Source organism: Paenibacillus mendelii (assembly GCF_024498075.1).
GTDB lineage: Bacteria > Bacillota > Bacilli > Paenibacillales > Paenibacillaceae > Paenibacillus_Z > Paenibacillus_Z mendelii.
On sequence record NZ_JANHOF010000002.1, the window covers coordinates 1 to 16693 of the forward strand.

General features: G+C 49.8%; 15 protein-coding genes, 1 rRNA gene and 1 other RNA gene. 7 read left to right on the forward strand and 10 right to left on the reverse strand.

The genetic code is table 11. The features are described from left to right. Window positions 1-254: ribosomal RNA gene (locus tag NNL21_RS07185) — 16S ribosomal RNA — on the reverse strand; the annotation flags it as partial. 456 nt (window positions 255-710) lie between these two features. Between NNL21_RS07185 and NNL21_RS07190 the strand changes: the two genes are divergently transcribed. After that, complete coding sequence (locus NNL21_RS07190) at window positions 711-1058, forward strand: hypothetical protein (RefSeq protein WP_204822679.1); 348 nt, start codon at window positions 711-713, stop codon at window positions 1056-1058. A 337-nt stretch (window positions 1059-1395) separates the two neighbouring features. Here the strand turns inward: NNL21_RS07190 and NNL21_RS07195 are convergent, their stop codons facing one another. Next, a complete protein-coding gene (locus tag NNL21_RS07195; protein ID WP_204822678.1) occupies window positions 1396-1791 on the reverse strand; it encodes a VOC family protein in 396 nt (131 codons plus the stop codon). A 261-nt stretch (window positions 1792-2052) separates the two neighbouring features. Here NNL21_RS07195 and NNL21_RS07200 point away from each other — a divergent pair, with 261 nt between their 5' ends. After that, entirely contained in the window at window positions 2053-2904 is an 852-nt protein-coding gene (locus NNL21_RS07200; RefSeq protein WP_204822677.1) for a helix-turn-helix domain-containing protein, read from the forward strand. A 139-nt stretch (window positions 2905-3043) separates the two neighbouring features. Here the strand turns inward: NNL21_RS07200 and NNL21_RS07205 are convergent, their stop codons facing one another. After that, complete coding sequence (locus NNL21_RS07205) at window positions 3044-3499, reverse strand: MarR family winged helix-turn-helix transcriptional regulator (RefSeq protein WP_204822676.1); 456 nt, start codon at window positions 3497-3499, stop codon at window positions 3044-3046. A 299-nt stretch (window positions 3500-3798) separates the two neighbouring features. Between NNL21_RS07205 and ilvD the strand changes: the two genes are divergently transcribed. Continuing rightward, on the forward strand, window positions 3799-5484 hold the full coding sequence (ilvD, locus tag NNL21_RS07210; RefSeq protein ID WP_204822675.1) for a dihydroxy-acid dehydratase: 1686 nt from the start codon (window positions 3799-3801) through the stop codon (window positions 5482-5484). A 110-nt stretch (window positions 5485-5594) separates the two neighbouring features. Here ilvD and NNL21_RS07215 read toward each other — a convergent pair whose 3' ends face one another. Further along, entirely contained in the window at window positions 5595-7010 is a 1416-nt protein-coding gene (locus tag NNL21_RS07215) for a polysaccharide deacetylase family protein (protein WP_204822674.1), read from the reverse strand. A 245-nt stretch (window positions 7011-7255) separates the two neighbouring features. Here NNL21_RS07215 and NNL21_RS07220 point away from each other — a divergent pair, with 245 nt between their 5' ends. The 3 genes from NNL21_RS07220 (at window position 7256) to NNL21_RS07230 (ending at window position 10694) form a co-directional block, all read left to right on the forward strand. Next, a complete protein-coding gene (locus NNL21_RS07220; RefSeq protein ID WP_204822673.1) occupies window positions 7256-8371 on the forward strand; it encodes an AI-2E family transporter in 1116 nt (371 codons plus the stop codon). Window positions 8372-8623: 252 nt separating this feature from the next. Continuing rightward, complete coding sequence (locus NNL21_RS07225; RefSeq protein WP_204822672.1) at window positions 8624-9577, forward strand: metallophosphoesterase family protein; 954 nt, start codon at window positions 8624-8626, stop codon at window positions 9575-9577. A 247-nt stretch (window positions 9578-9824) separates the two neighbouring features. Further along, window positions 9825-10694: an AraC family transcriptional regulator gene (locus NNL21_RS07230; protein WP_204822671.1), complete on the forward strand. Its 870-nt coding sequence runs from the start codon at window positions 9825-9827 to the stop codon at window positions 10692-10694. 59 nt (window positions 10695-10753) lie between these two features. On the opposite strand, the gene NNL21_RS07235 is transcribed toward NNL21_RS07230, so the two are convergent. The 3 genes from NNL21_RS07235 to NNL21_RS07245 form a co-directional block, all read right to left on the reverse strand. Continuing rightward, the gene (locus NNL21_RS07235; RefSeq protein WP_256555101.1) at window positions 10754-12613 is read right to left on the reverse strand and encodes a peptidoglycan D,D-transpeptidase FtsI family protein; all 1860 of its coding nucleotides are present in this window, start codon (window positions 12611-12613) and stop codon (window positions 10754-10756) included. A 105-nt stretch (window positions 12614-12718) separates the two neighbouring features. After that, the gene (gene gltC / locus NNL21_RS07240; RefSeq protein ID WP_204822670.1) at window positions 12719-13681 is read right to left on the reverse strand and encodes a glutamate biosynthesis transcriptional regulator GltC; all 963 of its coding nucleotides are present in this window, start codon (window positions 13679-13681) and stop codon (window positions 12719-12721) included. 80 nt (window positions 13682-13761) lie between these two features. After that, window positions 13762-14370 (reverse strand): rhomboid family intramembrane serine protease, encoded by a 609-nt coding sequence (locus NNL21_RS07245; RefSeq protein ID WP_204822682.1) that lies wholly within the window; start codon window positions 14368-14370, stop codon window positions 13762-13764. Window positions 14371-14469: 99 nt separating this feature from the next. On the opposite strand from NNL21_RS07245, the gene tpx reads away from it, so the two are divergent. Further along, window positions 14470-14988 (forward strand): thiol peroxidase, encoded by a 519-nt coding sequence (gene tpx, locus NNL21_RS07250; RefSeq protein ID WP_204822669.1) that lies wholly within the window; start codon window positions 14470-14472, stop codon window positions 14986-14988. Between the two features lie 80 nt (window positions 14989-15068). On the opposite strand, the gene NNL21_RS07255 is transcribed toward tpx, so the two are convergent. The 3 genes from NNL21_RS07255 to NNL21_RS07265 form a co-directional block, all read right to left on the reverse strand. Next, a complete protein-coding gene (locus tag NNL21_RS07255; RefSeq protein ID WP_204822668.1) occupies window positions 15069-15500 on the reverse strand; it encodes a DUF1499 domain-containing protein in 432 nt (143 codons plus the stop codon). A 56-nt stretch (window positions 15501-15556) separates the two neighbouring features. Continuing rightward, window positions 15557-15738, reverse strand: a non-coding RNA gene (gene ssrS / locus NNL21_RS07260) — 6S RNA. Between the two features lie 52 nt (window positions 15739-15790). Continuing rightward, window positions 15791-16600 (reverse strand): YesL family protein, encoded by an 810-nt coding sequence (locus tag NNL21_RS07265; protein ID WP_204822667.1) that lies wholly within the window; start codon window positions 16598-16600, stop codon window positions 15791-15793. Window positions 16601-16693 lie beyond the last annotated feature (93 nt).

The following is a 16693-nucleotide window of genomic DNA, read 5'->3' on the forward strand; positions in this document are numbered from 1 at the left end:
ATGCGCCGCAGGTCCATCTACAAGTGGCAGATTGCTCCGCCTTTCCCAATTCCCTCATGCGAGGAAATTGCGTATCCGGTATTAGCATTCGTTTCCGAATGTTATCCCAGTCTTGTAGGCAGGTTACCTACGTGTTACTCACCCGTCCGCCGCTAACTCCATTGAAAGCAAGCTTTCAATGAAATTCGCTCGACTTGCATGTATTAGGCACGCCGCCAGCGTTCGTCCTGAGCCAGGATCAAACTCTCCATAAAAGTGTTTGAAATGCTCATTTAAAACAAATGGCTAATTCACTCGTTGTTCAGTTTTCAAAGAGCAATTAATTAATCAACAACGCCAATCATCATAACATATTTGAAATCATGATTGCAACTGTTTCTTTATTCCAACCTGCATGCTTGAATGGGTGAACCTACGATAAATTCATGTTCGTTTCAGACCATCTCTGCGACAGGAATTAGAATATACCATAGACTTCGACACGAATGCAACTACTTTCTTAATAAAACTTTTCATTTTTCACTTCTCACCTACCCATGAATTATCGCGCTTCTAATTAATATCATGATTAACTGCAGGTATAAACAACCAATAAGAGGACATCCACTAAAAAAACGTAATGTGTATATTCAAAGTCGCCATTCCAAAGATGAATAAATTGTGTTAAAATGAAAGCGCTAACAATTTCATCTTTCAAGGAGGCCTGTCAAATGATGAATGTTGCACCGGACAACCGGAACGTGTATGAAACCATGGAGATCGAGAAAGATATTCTCTATTTTAAAATCGGCAAACTGGGGCTGGTTAGTTTTCACGGCAGAAATTACAATATAAAAAAGAAGCTCTCCAAGGAGCAGCTGTATCATTATATCGCAGGTGGCCAATTCGCTAAAGTAAGCAGCAACTGCTACGTCAATGTGAGCAAGATCATCTCAGTGAAGGAAGGTCTGGTCCGCTTCGATTGCGGCCGGCCTGAAACCAAGTATGTGCACGTATCCAAATGGCGCCAATCTCATGTAAAACATCTTCTGTCCGGACGCAACCCCGCCGCCATGTAATTCAACGATACTCATTTAATTTAAAGAGCCTCGCTTAAAGCTTCTAGCGCGGCTCTTTTTTTGTTATGGACCTAGCAAGGGACCAAGACGAAGAATCTTGTTAATCATGTAGTCGTTCCAAATAAAAGCGTGTGAAAAACTTCCACTCTTCACGTTTCATAACCAGTCCCAATCGGAAGCACAATACCGTGCAGAACCTTATGAAAGGAGGTAACAGCGATGGCAAAGCAGCAAGGGCATGCCCGGCAAAATACGACCACCCGCACAAAGGATAAAAAAGGGAACGGCGGTAAGAGCTAGCTGTCAGGATTCAATTATGGGCCCCTCTGAATGCATGTCAAATCGAGGGGTCTTTTCGATATGAAGAGGACCATTCGATAAACTCGAGCCGGTTTCCGAATGGATCATCAATGTAGAAGCGCTCGGCACCATCTCTTGCATCATCATCCCGTACTTCAACCCCCCGCTGAAGCAGCATGGAGCGAAGCTCCGATATACGTTCAACCTGAAAAGCAGGATGTGCCTTCACCGCCGCCACAAAATTATCCTGCACACCGATATGCACCTGATGAATACCACATTGAAACCAAACGCCTCCACGGCTTATCAGCTTCTCTGGCTTCTTGATCTCGGGCATACCAAGAATGCCCGAATAGAAGCTACGCGCTTGCTCTTCTACCTGTGCCGGAGCAGCTAGCTGAACATGATCCAAACCTAGAAATTGATAAGTCATCCACCACACCTCTTGAGTTTCATTATACGAAACTTGGTTTCATTAATATTGTATCATACCCACAACTAATTACCATATTTTCAACAATAAATATCGGATTACCATCCTTCCCCTTTACTTCCTCCAAGGGTGCTTACCTGACACATAACCATTTCACTCCCCCATTGCCGCCCTGATCCGGGCATGCTATGCTCAGATTCATAAGCAGGAGTGATTGAAACTCCAATGGATAAATTGCGGCCCATCTAGGAGGATGACCGAATGCATCATATCAACGGCAGACCTTCGAGTCATTACGGGACATTGGACATAGATACCTATGTTGCCGGCCATTTTAACGAAGCGGACAGCTATTCCACACTTCGCCCAGAGGGCAGAGCAGACTGGCTGATTACATATACCTTGTCAGGCGAGGGTTACTTTAAGCCGGGAAATACAATCTATCGAACGCAAGCCGGTGATGTTGCCCTGTTGAAACCGGGAACTCCGCAGCACTATGGAACTAACCCCGGTCATAGGTGGAACTTCATTTGGACCCATTTTACACCGAGTCCTCAGGATGCTCATCTGTGGCAATTCCCTGATCAGGAGCCGGGTTTCTATCACGTGACGATAGAAAACTCACATAGCAGGGAACGTATTGCCGGCGCCCTGTCCCGGATTATTATGGATGTGCGGCAGCGTCGTCCTTTCTGGAAAATGCTCTGTGCGGGCGCTATCCAGGAATTGCTGCTATTATTATCCCAGACCGCTTCGCGCCGTATCGATCCTCGCGTCGAAGAAGCACATGATTTGCTGACGAAGCGTATGAAGGAACAGGTGCGAATTGAGGAAATCGCCAAAGCTGTCGGTATTTCCGAATCACGGCTGTCACACTTATTCAAATCGGAGACAGGCCAATCTGTCATCGATGCTCTTAACCGGATGCGCTTGAGAGAAGCGGCCGCTCTTCTGCTGCATACACACCGAAGTGCGGTTGAAATTAGCGAGGACGTCGGATTTAGTAATTACAATCATTTTTTAAATCAATTCAAGAGACGGTACGGAGAAAGTCCGAGGACGTATCGCAAGCGTAATTTGCCGAGTGGTTCACCTGATCTCCACGGGCAATAGCGTCAAGCAAGAATAAGCGGGTAGCCCGCAGTGTCTATGGTTGTGATGATCACATTCCTTAGACTTTCGATTAAAGTAAAAGAAGCCCGAGAGTGCTTGTCCAGAAGACAAGCGTTCTCGGGCTTCTTTATTACCGCTATCATTCTTCATGTTCTTGTGCGTTCGCCGCATCCATGTTTTGATTGATTTTGTCGAAGAGACGTGTCAATTCGCGGACATCCTCGGACGATAACCCCGAAAACATCTTCTCGGAAACAGCCCTTCGCTTCTCTCTTAGCTTCTGGGCCAGCTCCCCTCCCGCTTCCGTTGCAGACAGGATCACGACACGCCGGTCATCCTCCGCGCGGTCGCGTTCGATGAGCTCCATCTCTAATAATTTATCAGCAATTCCGGTCACCGCACCCGGTGTTATATAAAGCTGCTCCGCAAGTGCGGATGCTTTCTGCGGCCCATCCTCAAACAAGCGGAAAAGTATGCGGCCCTGCAGCGCGTTCAAGCCATAATTGCCTTTGGACCATTCCGAGTCCATTCTTCGTTTCATCTGGATAAACGACCGTTCGAGCTGCGCCAAATCATGCTGATCCATCTCCGACATGCGCCGTTCCACCCTCTCTATATCGGTAATGCATCTTTCATAAACTTAGAACAAACTGTTGGGGTTGTAAAGGGTTACAGCATACCTCGATGCAAAAAAGTCCTTATTCACTTATAATGAGCCGATCATTGCCTATTTATGATATCAAGCGCGCCGGTGCATGAAGTTCGACTAATGAGCCTAATCAGCGCTAGTAAAAAGAAGCGTCCAGCGGCTCCATTCCTATCATTGTATTCTAGCCATTCAGCGTCCATTGTGGTAGACTGTTCTGTATTGAATTAACCTTGGGAGGGACAAGTATGGCGGCAAAAAAGATGCGTTCAGACATGATCAAGAGAGGTTTCGACCGCGCTCCGCACCGCAGCTTGCTGCGCGCTGCCGGCGTAAAAGAAGAAGACTTCGACAAACCGTTTATCGCGGTTTGCAACTCGTATATTGATATTATTCCTGGTCACGTCCATCTGCAGGAATTCGGCAAGCTGGTTAAAGAAGCGATCCGCGAAGCTGGCGGCGTTCCCTTTGAATTTAACACGATCGGCGTAGACGACGGCATCGCAATGGGCCATATCGGCATGCGTTACTCGCTCGCTAGCCGTGAAATTATTGCTGACTCCGTCGAGACAGTCGTGAATGCGCACTGGTTCGATGGCATGGTCTGTATTCCGAACTGCGATAAGATCACCCCGGGCATGATGATGGGTGCGCTCCGCGTCAACATTCCGACGATTATGGTATCGGGCGGACCGATGAAAGCAGGCAAAACTTCCGATGGCCGATCCATCTCGCTCTCCAGCGTATTTGAAGGTGTCGGTGCTTATCAAGCAGGCAAGATCGACGATGCTGGACTGCAAGAGCTTGAGCAATACGGCTGCCCTACTTGCGGATCCTGTTCCGGCATGTTCACGGCCAACTCGATGAACTGCCTCGCTGAAGGACTTGGACTTGCATTGCCGGGCAACGGTACGATTCTAGCCGTATCGCCAGAGCGCAAAGAATTTGTCAAAAAATCGGCTCGCCAACTGATGAAAATCATCGAGCTGGGCATCAAACCTCGTGATATCGTGACTAAAGAAGCGATTGACAATGCGTTCGCGCTTGACATGGCTTTGGGCGGATCCACGAACACGGTTCTTCATACGCTTGCTCTTGCACATGAAGCCGAAATCGACTACCCAATCGAAAGAATCAACGAAATTGCGACGCGCGTGCCGCATTTGGCTAAGATCGCACCCGCTTCCGACTGGCACATTGAGGACGTTCATGAGGCCGGCGGCGTAAGTGCCGTTCTTAATGAGCTGTTCAAGAAGGAAGGCGCACTGAACGGGGAAGTCATCACGGTAACCGGCAAGACGCTTCGCGAGAACGTTGCAGGCTGTGAAATTCAGAATACCGATGTGCTTCGCACGATTGACAACCCGCATAGCGAGCAAGGAGGCCTGGCAGTTCTGTTCGGCAATCTTGCCCCAGGCGGAGCCATCATTAAAGTAGGCGCAGTGGACAAGTCCGTGGGCGGCTACCTGAAAGGTCCTGCTATCTGCTACGATTCTCAGGATGCCGTTCTTGCAGGCATCGCAGCCGGTCAGATCAAAGAAGGACATGTCGTTGTTATCCGTTACGAAGGACCTAAGGGCGGACCTGGTATGCCTGAGATGCTCGCTCCAACCTCCCAGATCGTTGGGATGGGTCTTGGCGCCAAAGTCGGCCTGGTTACCGACGGACGCTTCTCCGGCGCTTCCCGCGGAATCAGCATCGGACATGTTTCACCTGAAGCAGCAGAAGGCGGTCCACTCGCTTTCGTTAATGATGGTGACCTGATCGAGCTTGATTTGAATAACCGCACGATGAACCTGCTCATCAGCGATGAAGAATTCGACCGTCGCAGAGCGAACTGGACAGGCTTCGAACTGAAGGTGAAGAAGGGCTATCTTGCCCGTTATGCTCACCTCGTTACGAATGCAAGCACAGGCGGCGTAATGAAAATATAATCGGCAGCAACAAACAAAACCGTCAGGATTATAATCCTGACGGTTTTGTTTGTGTAGTCGTTGTACGCAGCAGGAATCCTAGATGCTCAGGCTGCCAATGAAAAATGCCGTTAGGGCGTAAACTCCCTCGCGGCATTGGCGTTATCGTACGTAGACTGTGATATCGTCGTCCGACTGGATGACGTAAGATTGTCTTCATATCCGGCTACCGAATTCCACAGCGGCTTTAATGAATCAGCCGTCCCATAGCGGCGGTGGAATTCTTCCATTGACATGGCAATAATTCGAGGCGATAACCGTCCGCCCTGATCCTTCACCCGCTTCTTACCGGATGGATGAAGCACACGAAGCAGGAATTTTAAATACAGACGCGTCATTTTGTCGAATAGACCTTTGGGGAGCTCCAGCACACTGAAGCCAAACTGCTCCGCGCCTTTGTTAATCATACTGATGCCATACAGCCCCCGGACACGTTCATAATCTTTCCGCCCCGCTATTGTGGCTGCAAGCTTCGGAAGGGCCTGCTCCACTTCACGTATAAGGCGAATCGCCACATGCATGAGTGAACGTGATTCCGTCATCAGATGATATAACTTGTTGTTGTCAAAGTGAAGCTCGATGACTTCATCCTTGTCTTCGATTGTTTGCCCATCCGAGAGATGCAGCGTTTTGCCGTGATACGGAACCACCCGAATATGAAACACGGAATCCGTCCCGCCTGATTCGATACGAAACAGAACGTGAAACAGACGCTCCCATGCCATCCAGCCTGCTACGATTGTTCGTTTATACCAGCTGATTGACGGCTTTATGGATTTATTCCGGTCTGTAATACCAATCATCTCTGGGACGGTTATAAACTCGTATCCACGTTGCTTACCTGCATCTAGAAAAGGCTCAAGCGCTGCCAACATGTTGGCGGGCGCGTCACGATCAGCACCTAAGGTTGCTCCGCAATCATGCAGCAGCAGCACCTCACCCGGGCGGAGCTTCTTCATCATACGCTTGTGCAATCGGTCAGATCCAACCCGACTGCGCCAGTCTCCGAACAGCGCCGACCATAAAATAATTTGCAAATAACCTAGATTGGAGAAGTCGAATAAATTGACGATCCCCCATGGCGGACGGTAATATACGGTGCGCTCGCCTGTCGCCTTCTTAATGATTTCTGAAGTGCGATGAATCTGTTTCTTGACTGTTCCTGGCCGCATGAACCAATTGCTCTTATGCACGTAGTTATGAATTCCGATGACATGTCCTTCCTCGTGCATGCGGCGCAACAGCTCAGGATTTCTCTCCGCATGAATACCGACTACAAAAAATGTCGCTTTTGCATTATATTTCTTTAATAAATCAAGCAATTGCGACGTATAGACCGGATCAGGACCATCATCAAACGTAAGCGCGATTTCGTTCTTCGCACGTCCCTTCTTGAAAACCCGAAAGCCGAACGTTCGGCTGACCAGTCCCGGGAGAAAAGCGTAAAACGTCAAGATGTAAAAACCCCAAAGCAGTAAATTCTCCATGTCCGTTTCCCCACCATCCTAGTTTCAATCCCCTGTCCAACCCTGGAAGGCGGTGCTACTTCAGATGCCTACCTTATTGTAACATACACCTGATAAAAACGGCTATGGTTGATGTCATATGAGTGGATGATGAATTGATGGAATCCACACCTTTTTTGAACAATATTAATTAGGCAACACTTGGAATATATAGTACAATCGTGATGATTACATCTATTCTACACTGAAAATAAGGAGTTATAATCATGCTTTCCTTTTACCGGAAATATTGGCGTACCGCTTTCGACATCGCACTCATCGCCTTAACCGTCTACCTAATTATGTTTGCCTTCAGTTACTTGTATCGAATCGCGACACCAATATTCCTATCCTTCCTGATCTTCATGTTCATTGACCCGCCTGCCCGCTGGCTCACTCGGATCGGATTGAAGAAGTCGATCGCTGCAGCCATTTCAATACTTATATTTACGCTCGTAATCGTCGGCGCATTCGTTGGGGCTGGCATCATTGTGGCGAACCAAGTGACTGGACTGGCTGAGAAGCTGCCGGTGTATCAGCAAATTCTCTCGGAACAGTTTGCTAAGAATGCCTCCGTCTGGGTGGATAAGTATCAGGCGCTGCCGCCGGGAGTCATTGAGAGAGCGCAGGATGCCATTGCATCTATAACGGAATGGGGACAGCGGATCGCCACAGGCTTTCTCATCTCGCTTGGGGGCTATTTATCCTCATTCTCGACCTTTATATTCAATTTCGCGATTGGGATTATTCTCGCTTACTTTCTCAGCCTTGAGATTAATGATTGGAAGAAAACAGCCCGCGATAAAACACCTAGAACATTCAAGACCGCTTTCTTCTTTCTTAAAGATAATGTGTTCTCAGGCATCGGTATTTATTTAAAGGCACAGATGAAGCTTATTTCTATCACCTTCATCGTCATCTTTATCTCCCTGCTGCTTCTGGGGGTTGATAATGCGCTGTCGATTTCTTTACTCTCGGCTATATTCGATGTTCTCCCGCTCCTCGGTGTCGGAACCGTGTTCATGCCCTGGATTATCTATTTAGTCATTGTAGGTAAAACGACACTAGCGATCTGGCTGACAGTGCTGTTCCTCGTCGTCGTCTTGACTCGTCAAATTCTGGAGCCGAAGATTACAGGAGATACGCTCGGGGTATCCGCATTCACGATGCTTGCATTCATGATCATCTCCCTGTCGCTGTTTGGGATAGCCGGCGTCATTCTATCGCCAATCTTAATGATTCTTATCAAAGCCTTGTATGACCAGCGCTACTTCCATCGTTGGATCAGACCGCCCAAAGGCGAGTTCGACAATACTCCAGAACCTCCGGCGGCATCTAACTAATACACCCTTCATTTACATTCCGGAAATTCAAACCCTTGATTCTGCTCATTGGAGGATCAAGGGTTTTTATTATGGAAAGGCTCGAGAAATGCATGGAATTGATACGAAACAATATCTCTAAACCTGGAATGTTGATTCTTGTGTTTTTATCTTGTTTCTCATTGTTTCTGATTGACAATTTCCGATTTATACGATTATGATGAGGATAGAATCCTGCATTTATTGCCTTCATTTTGAAAGGGGAGCTTCACTATGTCCAATGATAAACAGCTGCGGTTTCGCCCGGATGGTACGTTTAAAATCGTTCAATTTACCGATGTGCATCATAACAGCGATGGAAACAACAGCATCCCGACATTCGAATTAATGGAAGAAGTATTGGCGAAGGAAACACCCGATCTTGTGGTATTTACCGGTGATTTGATTTCAAGTCATGGAGACCCAAGACCGAAGGATGCCATTCGTGAAGTGACGGCAGTAGCCGAGAGGGCCGGCATTCCATTCGCAGTCGTGCTCGGCAATCACGATGCAGAGGGGATCGTGCCGCGTGAGGAGATGATTTCAGTCTTTGACGGAAATCCATATAGCTTAACCGAATCGGGTCCTGCCGATATCAGCGGATTCGGCAACTATGTGCTGACCCTGCAAGGATCGGGTTCTGAGCAGCCCGGAGCAGCCCTATACTTCGTCGACTCGGGTGATTACGCGCCATCCCATATTGGCGGTTATGATTGGATTAAACGCGACCAAATCGAATGGTACGTTCAACAGTCGACCGCATTGACCGAGCAGAATGGCGGTAAGCCGCTGCCGTCTCTCGCGTTCTTTCATATTCCGGTTCCCGAATACGAGGAAGTGTGGAATTCCCATACCTGCTCCGGGGCAAGATACGAGGACGTTTGTTCTCCAAAAATCAACTCCGGTTTCTTCACTGCCTTAGTTGAAATGGGCGACGTGATGGGTACCTTCGTCGGACATGACCACGTGAATGATTATTACGGCGAATTGCACGGAATCCGTCTCTGCTACGGACGGGCTACCGGGTACAATACATACGGACGAGAAGGGTTCCCTCGCGGCGCACGCATTATACAGCTGCAAGAAGGACAACGGGCGTTCGACTCCTGGCTGCGTTTAGCCGACGGCACTGTAGTCAAGGAACAAACGCAGCACTTGCCTGCAGGCCGCGTGCTTAGCGAAGCTTAGTCATTCCTATTGACTATGGAGCATAACCTCCGATGCGTGTCCAACCCAAAAACCTGACGATTCGAAGAGAATCGTCAGGTTTTTCTACAAACTCCCAGCTTGTTAAGTTGACTTAACTATAAAGGAAACAGGGAATTCGCTGCCAGACCGATCAAGAGGAATAGATATGGACAAATGTAGTTTAGTGGGCTACTCTTAAAGGGACTTTTACAGCCACCTATCCCTTTCTTTTCCTGGAGGAATTCGCATGCATCTGCATCATTCTTTCTACACGCTGGGCGTCAATTCCCTGCCAAGTCACGGTGAGCTGTCGGTGCTCTTCAGCGGCCATGCCAAGCCCCGGCCTTCCCATCAAGTAGGACCGGCGGTACGTAATTATTACCTCCTGCACACCGTGATGTCGGGAAGAGGTACTTTTGAAATCGAAGGCAAGCAATATGATTGCGAGCGAGGGGATACCTTCATTATTTTCCCGGAGGTTCTCTTTACCTACACCTCGGATGCGGTGACACCATGGTATTATCGATGGGTAGCCTTCAAAGGCCCGCTCTCCCAGCCCTTGCTGGACAGCTTGGGCATGACACCTGCTCAGCCCATTGTACATCTTCATGATCTGCGCGATGTCATACGAATTTACCGAAGGTTAGAGTATACGCTCAAGCACTCCGCTTACCCGGAATTAGCTGATTTAGAGGCGAACGGACTGCTTCGGTTGATGTTGAAGGAATTCGGTGTTGAGAATGCCGGGAGGCTGGCCTTCCACACGCAGTCTGCCATACCGGATATCGACCGGCAAATTAAACAGGCGGTGCGATGGCTCTCCCTCCAGTACGCCCAACAGATTTCAATCGAGGATCTATCCCGTACACTCGGGTACCACAGAACGCATCTATCCAAGATGTTCAAACAAGCAACGGGTCTCTCGCCCATGAAGTTCCTTCTGAAGGTGCGTATGGAACGGGCGAGAGAGCTGCTTGACGGGCAGAAACACTTGACAATCGATCATGTGGCTTCTTCGGTAGGCTTTACCGATGCCCTATACTTCTCAAAACAGTTCCGCAAATGGTACGGCAGCTCGCCGACGGAATACCGTGCAGGCAGACGAACGAATGCTTAAGCCTGCTCATACGGGCTGTGGAAAGTTCTCAGCCTAGAGCCGTTTGTGTAATTTGCTGATCATAAACTCGTATTGTTCATCTTCCGTATTTCATGATCAGAAGCCTTCTCGTGTACAGCCAACACGTCCATAATGCCGCGGAATAGCTGCGTTGCCTTATTAGCCGTGTCCGGCCGGCGGTTCTCCACGAGGACGGCAACCGCATAACGGGGGGCGGAGACGGGACCATAACCAACAAACCATTGATTGTTGCGAGCCTTACCGCCCTTTAGCGTCTCGGCCGTCCCGGATTTGCCGGCTACGGTCCATATCCCATCTTGAATCGACCGCCCCGTCCCGCTTGTTACGACTGCTTGCATCCCGTGCAGAAGGGCATGCGCGGTTGCCGGTGCGATACGGCCATAGTCAGCTGCTGCATACTGCACAGGCAGCTTTGCCATGAGCTGTCCATTCGCATAACGAAGCTCGCTCACGAGCCTCGGCTCCAATACCCGCCCTTCATGCAGCAGCGTCACGACCAAATTGGCCGCCTGCAGAGGCGTTATCCTCACGTCCCGCTGTCCAATGCCGGTCTGCGCAAGCTGTCCTCCATCATAGGCAGCCGGAGCTTTCGCAAATAAGCCTCCCGCTTCCTCCTCCGGCAGCAGACGCAGCGGTTCTCCCAGCGGCTTGAACGGTTTAGGATCACTCCATCCGATGCGCCTTCCCATTCCTAATTGATTCGCCGTTACCAGGAACTGCTCGGCCGATAACCGTTCGGCTACGGTCGCAAATGCAATATTGCAGGACTGGGCTAACGCCTCCCTCAGCGTAATCCGTCCATGTCCCCCCCTCTTCCAGCAATGAAGACCATATCGTCCGTAATCCCCTGAGCATTCGAATACTTCCCGCTCCGTCGCCACATTTGCTTCTAAAGCAGCCGCTTCTGTAACAAGCTTAAATATCGATCCCGGCGTTACCGCGCGAATAGCATGGTTTGCTTCATCTGTGCCCGCTAGCCCGATCGATCCAGGCGCAAGCTGTGGACGGGATACCATCGTTACGATGTCGCCATTGTCTGCATCAAGCACGACGACAGCTCCTTCAGCTAAACCGCTGCGGTCGACATATTGCTCGACCGCCCGCTGAATATCCACATCGATCGTTGTCCCGACCTTGAGCGGATAATACGGATTATTGGATCCGGTGAACCGCATATCCAGGCCGTTCAACGGGTTGTTCGCTCCATCCGTGAAATACGACACGCTGGTCGGGCCGCTCCCACGCAGCAGACGATCCAATGCCCGCTCCAAGCCGGCGCCGCCGACCTGATCACTCAGCTTCATCTTCTTCCTCAACAATTCGGAAGCGTAGCTTTCATGAATAAACTCCGGATGCTGACTAGTATAGCCTATGGCATGTCTGGCCACGAAAGAGGCTGGATACCGATTGCGGTACGGCAGTACACGTACCCCGTTAACCCGCAGCCTCTGAATTACCTGCAGCTGAGCATCGGACAGATGAAGAGGCCTCATCTCCCCCTGCACTGTCCAGAAGGCTGGCTCCCTCAGCCCGTTCATCCATTCCGTTAATATCGCATGATTAACGCCCAGCACGCCTGCAAGGGCTTTCTGGTCACTAATAGTGCCTCTTGCATCCGCATGAAGCGGAAACACAGCCAACGCTTTGTAGGTCTCGCCCGTAATAGGCCGTCCGCTCCGGTCGAGGAAATCGCCTCGGCCCGAATCCAGTACTAGCGATCTCTCCCGCTGCAAAACCGACTCCCTCGTCAAGTTAGCACGGCTGCTCGTAACCGGTGCGGCCGGCATCGCCTGCAGCCATGCCAGCCGCAGCAGGAAGCCTCCCATCAAGGCGCTCATCGCCAGCAAGATGCCAAAGATGCGGCGGTTCATTCTTCGCCGCCGGCCATGTTCGATCATACACGCGTCCCTCCACGAAACATTCCGTTTCCTTCCATTATCGCCTTTCCTTCTTCATTTCATCCGAATGAAGTTAAATATCCGCAACAAAAAAACCAAGCGAAATCATTCGCTTGGCATGTGGAATTCTTGCTTGATGGCATTATTATGGTTGCGCATCTTTTCCTTCTTCAGCAGCATCTTGCTCTCGAAGAATTCCAACAAAAACCGTTGAAACACTCTTGCAACGAGCGGCAGCTTTTCATTCGAACGGTAGATGAGCCCGATGGTTCGCGTTACTTGCGGCGACCGCACCCGGACCTTCGCCGGCTGCAGCGGTCCGCTCGGATATAAGGCCATCTCCGGCAGCAGGCTCACGCCCATTCCAGCCGCCACCAAGCCGCGGATCGTCTCCGTTTCCTCTCCTTCAAAGCCGATGCTCGGTGTGAAGCCGGCCTTCTTGCATGCATCCCATACAATCGGCCGCAGCGAGTATCCTTCGCTGAATAGAACGAATGTCTCATCCTTTAACTGCGCCAGCTCAATCGACTGTTCGCCAGCAAGCGGATGATTCGGCGGCAGGATCGCAAACAGCTCCTCAGTGAGAATCGTTTGTCCGGTTACGTGCTCGTGCTCCTCCGGGCAAGGCGAAACGAACGAGAGATCCACTTCGCCTCTCATCACGTCCCGGATCAAAGAAGGATACATCCCCTGTTTGAATCGGAATCTAACATTCGGATGCTTCTTCCGGAATTCGGAGACGACCTCTGGTATGAGAGAAATCCCCAGACTATGCGGGAAACCGAGCCGGATTTCACCCTTCTCAGGATCAAGGAATTCATGGACCTCCATAACCGCCCGTTCCAGATCGGTTAGGATGACCTCCGCCCGTTTCATAAACAGCTGTCCGACCGGGGTCAGCTGAAGATTTCTTCCCTTCTGCAAAAACAGCTTGGCACCAAGCTCCTCCTCCAATTGGTGGATTTGCCGGCTAACCGCCGATTGCGCCACATGCAGCTCCTCCGCCGCTTGCGTCACATGCTCTTTCTTGGCCACCTTCACAAAATAATACAACTGTCGAAGCTCCATGACGTCCCCTCTTCTCTTCATACCAACCCAAGGCGCCGCATTCAGCACGCCATAAATCCAGCCGGCCGGACATGCGCCGGCTAATTACGTCTTGCGCTTAGTGACCGATCATAAATATAAGCAAACAGGAAGCCCGCGATCCCACCGCCAACATGAGCCCATAAATTAATGCCCTGCGCTACAACCGAGTAGATAATCCCGAACACCAGAATCGTGTAGACCGTTTTTCGTGATGCCTCATCCAATGTTTTCTTCATTGTGGCCAAGTACAGATAAGCGCCATAAACGCCGTATATGGCCCCTGAGGCTCCTACGCTGGCGAGATAGTCTGTATGGATGACCGCACTGAATGCATTAGCTGCAATGCCGCACAGAAGGTAGAACAACGCGTATCGTCCTGACTTCAGCATTCGCTCTAACGGAGGAGCGAATACGAGGATGGCGAACAGATTGAAGAACAGATGCTCGTAGCCGCCATGCAGAAAGATGGATGTCACATACCGCCAAGGCTCCTTCAAGCCATACGGGTCGTCCACCGGATTCTCAAAAAACGCCCCGCGCTCGATCAGCGCGCCGCCGCCGATCCATTTATCATAGAAGAAGACAACCAGGTTGATGGCGATGATGACCGATGTCACCGGGAACATGCGCAAGTAACCACGGAAGCTTTCGTACCTTAGAAAAATCATCATTTCGCCTCTTTCATTGAAGTTGGACAAGCGCAATTCATAACGATTATAATAAATATGGTAGTTAGTACACAATTTGAAGGAGGCTGTTCGTAAACAATGGCACAACAACGTACAGGCGTTGCAACGCTCAAAGGCAATCCAATCACGCTGGTCGGACCGGAACTCAAGCAAGGCGATCAAGCACCGGATTTTCAATTAAACAAATCGCTCGTCGAAACCGTCTCGCTTAAAGACTTCGCTGGTAAAGTAAAATTGATCAGCGTAGTTCCTTCCATCGATACCGGTGTATGCGATGCGCAAACTCGCCGTTTCAACGAAGAAGCTGGCAAGCTGGGCGACAATGTCGTCGTCTTGACGGTCAGCGTTGACCTTCCGTTCGCTCAAGCCCGTTGGTGCGGCGCTGCAGGCGTCGACAAAGTCGTTATGCTGTCCGACTACAAAGACAACAGCTTCGGCCAAGCCTACGGCGTTCTCATTCATGAGCTTAAACTGGATATGCGCTCCATCTTCGTCATCGATGCGAACGACACGATTCAATACGTTGAAGTTCTTGGCGAAATGACGGAACATCCGAACTACGAAGACGCTCTGGCTGCGGTTAAAGCACTCGTATAACAATACATACGTGCTAACCGCCGTTTGGTAGCAGACATAAAGAAAAAGCGAGTGGGGGCTTGCCCTCCTCGCTTTTCTTTTTAAGCGCCGCTTGTCTTGTAGGATGCCAGCTTCTTGTCCAGCGTCCGGTAAAGATCGATAATGACGCGGTAGTTCGAACCGAGATCGCCGAAGGATCCGCGTGAAGCAGAATAGATATCAACAGCCGAGGTAACAGGATTGACCGATATGACAGAAACGGTTATATCCATTGTCCGGCCGGTCATCGTCCGCTTCTCCAGCACGATCTCTCCAACCGACTGCACTTCGTGCAGCACTTTATAACCTTGAATCTTCTTTAGGGTAGAAACGACTTCCTCCCATGCCCTGTCCTTGGACAACTTATAATAATGGGATTTAAGTAACGGATCTTTCGCTTTATCGCCAGTCGATTCATGACTGCGCAGCAACCCAATTAGGGTTCGCTTCAAAGGTGATCTCCCCCTCCGACGTCTATGTAAGCTATATATCATGATAGCATAGATATGACCATAAAAAAAAGGGGGCTGCCCCCCTTGATCATTTCTAATAAAAACCCGCCATGCCGTCCGACTGCCTTGTTTCTGAACCCGCTCTCGCAGGTGGGTGTCCGCAGAAACGGTTTTGAGATCCCTGAGTTAGGGCGTGTCAGCCGCGTTCCGATGTTGGTCTCCCGTGAAACAGCCATTGGTTCAAAACACGTATGAGCCGTAACGCACATCGCAGGATGTATTGCTATTATAGACCGATTTGAAGGAAAAGTAAACGAAAGCGCATCATCAATTTATTTCCTGATGTTGCTTTCCTTGTCCGCTTCCAGCTTCTCGATTCCGACCGCATCATCGTTGGCCAGTTGTGCAGCCTCTTCAGCCTCTGCAGCAGCCGCAGCATTCTTCTCGGCCTGCATCTGCAGCTTCGTGTAAATCCCGTAGAAGTTCCAGAATGCAATTGCCGCTACGATACTGCCCGTAAAGAAAGGAATGAGGAACATTAATTTCGGGCTGCTTACACTTATGAAAATGACTAATCCGCACATGATCGCAGTCGACATGGAGCGGAACGGCCGGCCAATCGTAAGGAGAACCGAGTTTTTGAGCAATTGAAACGTCTTCATATGGTAATGTACAACCATCGAGAAGAAATTAAACAGCGATACGGCCAGAAGGACCATCAGCGCGATGAACAGATACGACACAAGCTTAAGCGTAGTTAATTCCTTCACATACACTTGAAAGTCCACGATCATGATCGCAAACAAGAGAACGTATATGATGCCGCCGATCATGCTTTGCAGATAGCTCTCTTTGTAGTTGCGGAAGAACGTACGCAGTAGCGGTGCATCCACCTCTCCCATCACCCATTTGCGAGCAACGGCGAACATGGCGGAAGTCGCAGGAAACAGCGTAAACGGCGCAATGATACTGGACAGGATGATACCGCTTAAAAACTGGTCCGTCGTCTGTGACATCAACGTTGGCAGAAGCAAAAAGATATACGGTATCGAGCAGACAATCCATAGTAAGTTCGTTACCGAGAGCCGCATAATCCATTCGGATATTTTGTACAGCCCGCCCATTAAACCTCTCATTTCCATAATGCCTGATCCTCCTAAGCTTTGACTCCATTCACCATGCCGCAAGCGATTACACAAAAATTGCTGTCGATCTTTATTGTTCTACTATAATAT

What these genes read in the sequence shown, in the direction of transcription:
- NNL21_RS07190 (WP_204822679.1), top strand. Translation starts at nt 711, where the DNA reads ATGATGAATGTTGCACCGGACAACCGGAACGTGTATGAAACCATGGAG.
- NNL21_RS07195 (WP_204822678.1), bottom strand. Translation starts at nt 1,791, where the DNA reads ATGACTTATCAATTTCTAGGTTTGGATCATGTTCAGCTAGCTGCTCCG.
- NNL21_RS07200 (WP_204822677.1), top strand. Translation starts at nt 2,053, where the DNA reads ATGCATCATATCAACGGCAGACCTTCGAGTCATTACGGGACATTGGAC.
- NNL21_RS07205 (WP_204822676.1), bottom strand. Translation starts at nt 3,499, where the DNA reads ATGTCGGAGATGGATCAGCATGATTTGGCGCAGCTCGAACGGTCGTTT.
- ilvD (WP_204822675.1), top strand. Translation starts at nt 3,799, where the DNA reads ATGGCGGCAAAAAAGATGCGTTCAGACATGATCAAGAGAGGTTTCGAC.
- NNL21_RS07215 (WP_204822674.1), bottom strand. Translation starts at nt 7,010, where the DNA reads ATGGAGAATTTACTGCTTTGGGGTTTTTACATCTTGACGTTTTACGCT.
- NNL21_RS07220 (WP_204822673.1), top strand. Translation starts at nt 7,256, where the DNA reads ATGCTTTCCTTTTACCGGAAATATTGGCGTACCGCTTTCGACATCGCA.
- NNL21_RS07225 (WP_204822672.1), top strand. Translation starts at nt 8,624, where the DNA reads ATGTCCAATGATAAACAGCTGCGGTTTCGCCCGGATGGTACGTTTAAA.
- NNL21_RS07230 (WP_204822671.1), top strand. Translation starts at nt 9,825, where the DNA reads ATGCATCTGCATCATTCTTTCTACACGCTGGGCGTCAATTCCCTGCCA.
- NNL21_RS07235 (WP_256555101.1), bottom strand. Translation starts at nt 12,613, where the DNA reads ATGATCGAACATGGCCGGCGGCGAAGAATGAACCGCCGCATCTTTGGC.
- gltC (WP_204822670.1), bottom strand. Translation starts at nt 13,681, where the DNA reads ATGGAGCTTCGACAGTTGTATTATTTTGTGAAGGTGGCCAAGAAAGAG.
- NNL21_RS07245 (WP_204822682.1), bottom strand. Translation starts at nt 14,370, where the DNA reads ATGATTTTTCTAAGGTACGAAAGCTTCCGTGGTTACTTGCGCATGTTC.
- tpx (WP_204822669.1), top strand. Translation starts at nt 14,470, where the DNA reads ATGGCACAACAACGTACAGGCGTTGCAACGCTCAAAGGCAATCCAATC.
- NNL21_RS07255 (WP_204822668.1), bottom strand. Translation starts at nt 15,500, where the DNA reads ATGATATATAGCTTACATAGACGTCGGAGGGGGAGATCACCTTTGAAG.
- NNL21_RS07265 (WP_204822667.1), bottom strand. Translation starts at nt 16,600, where the DNA reads ATGGAAATGAGAGGTTTAATGGGCGGGCTGTACAAAATATCCGAATGG.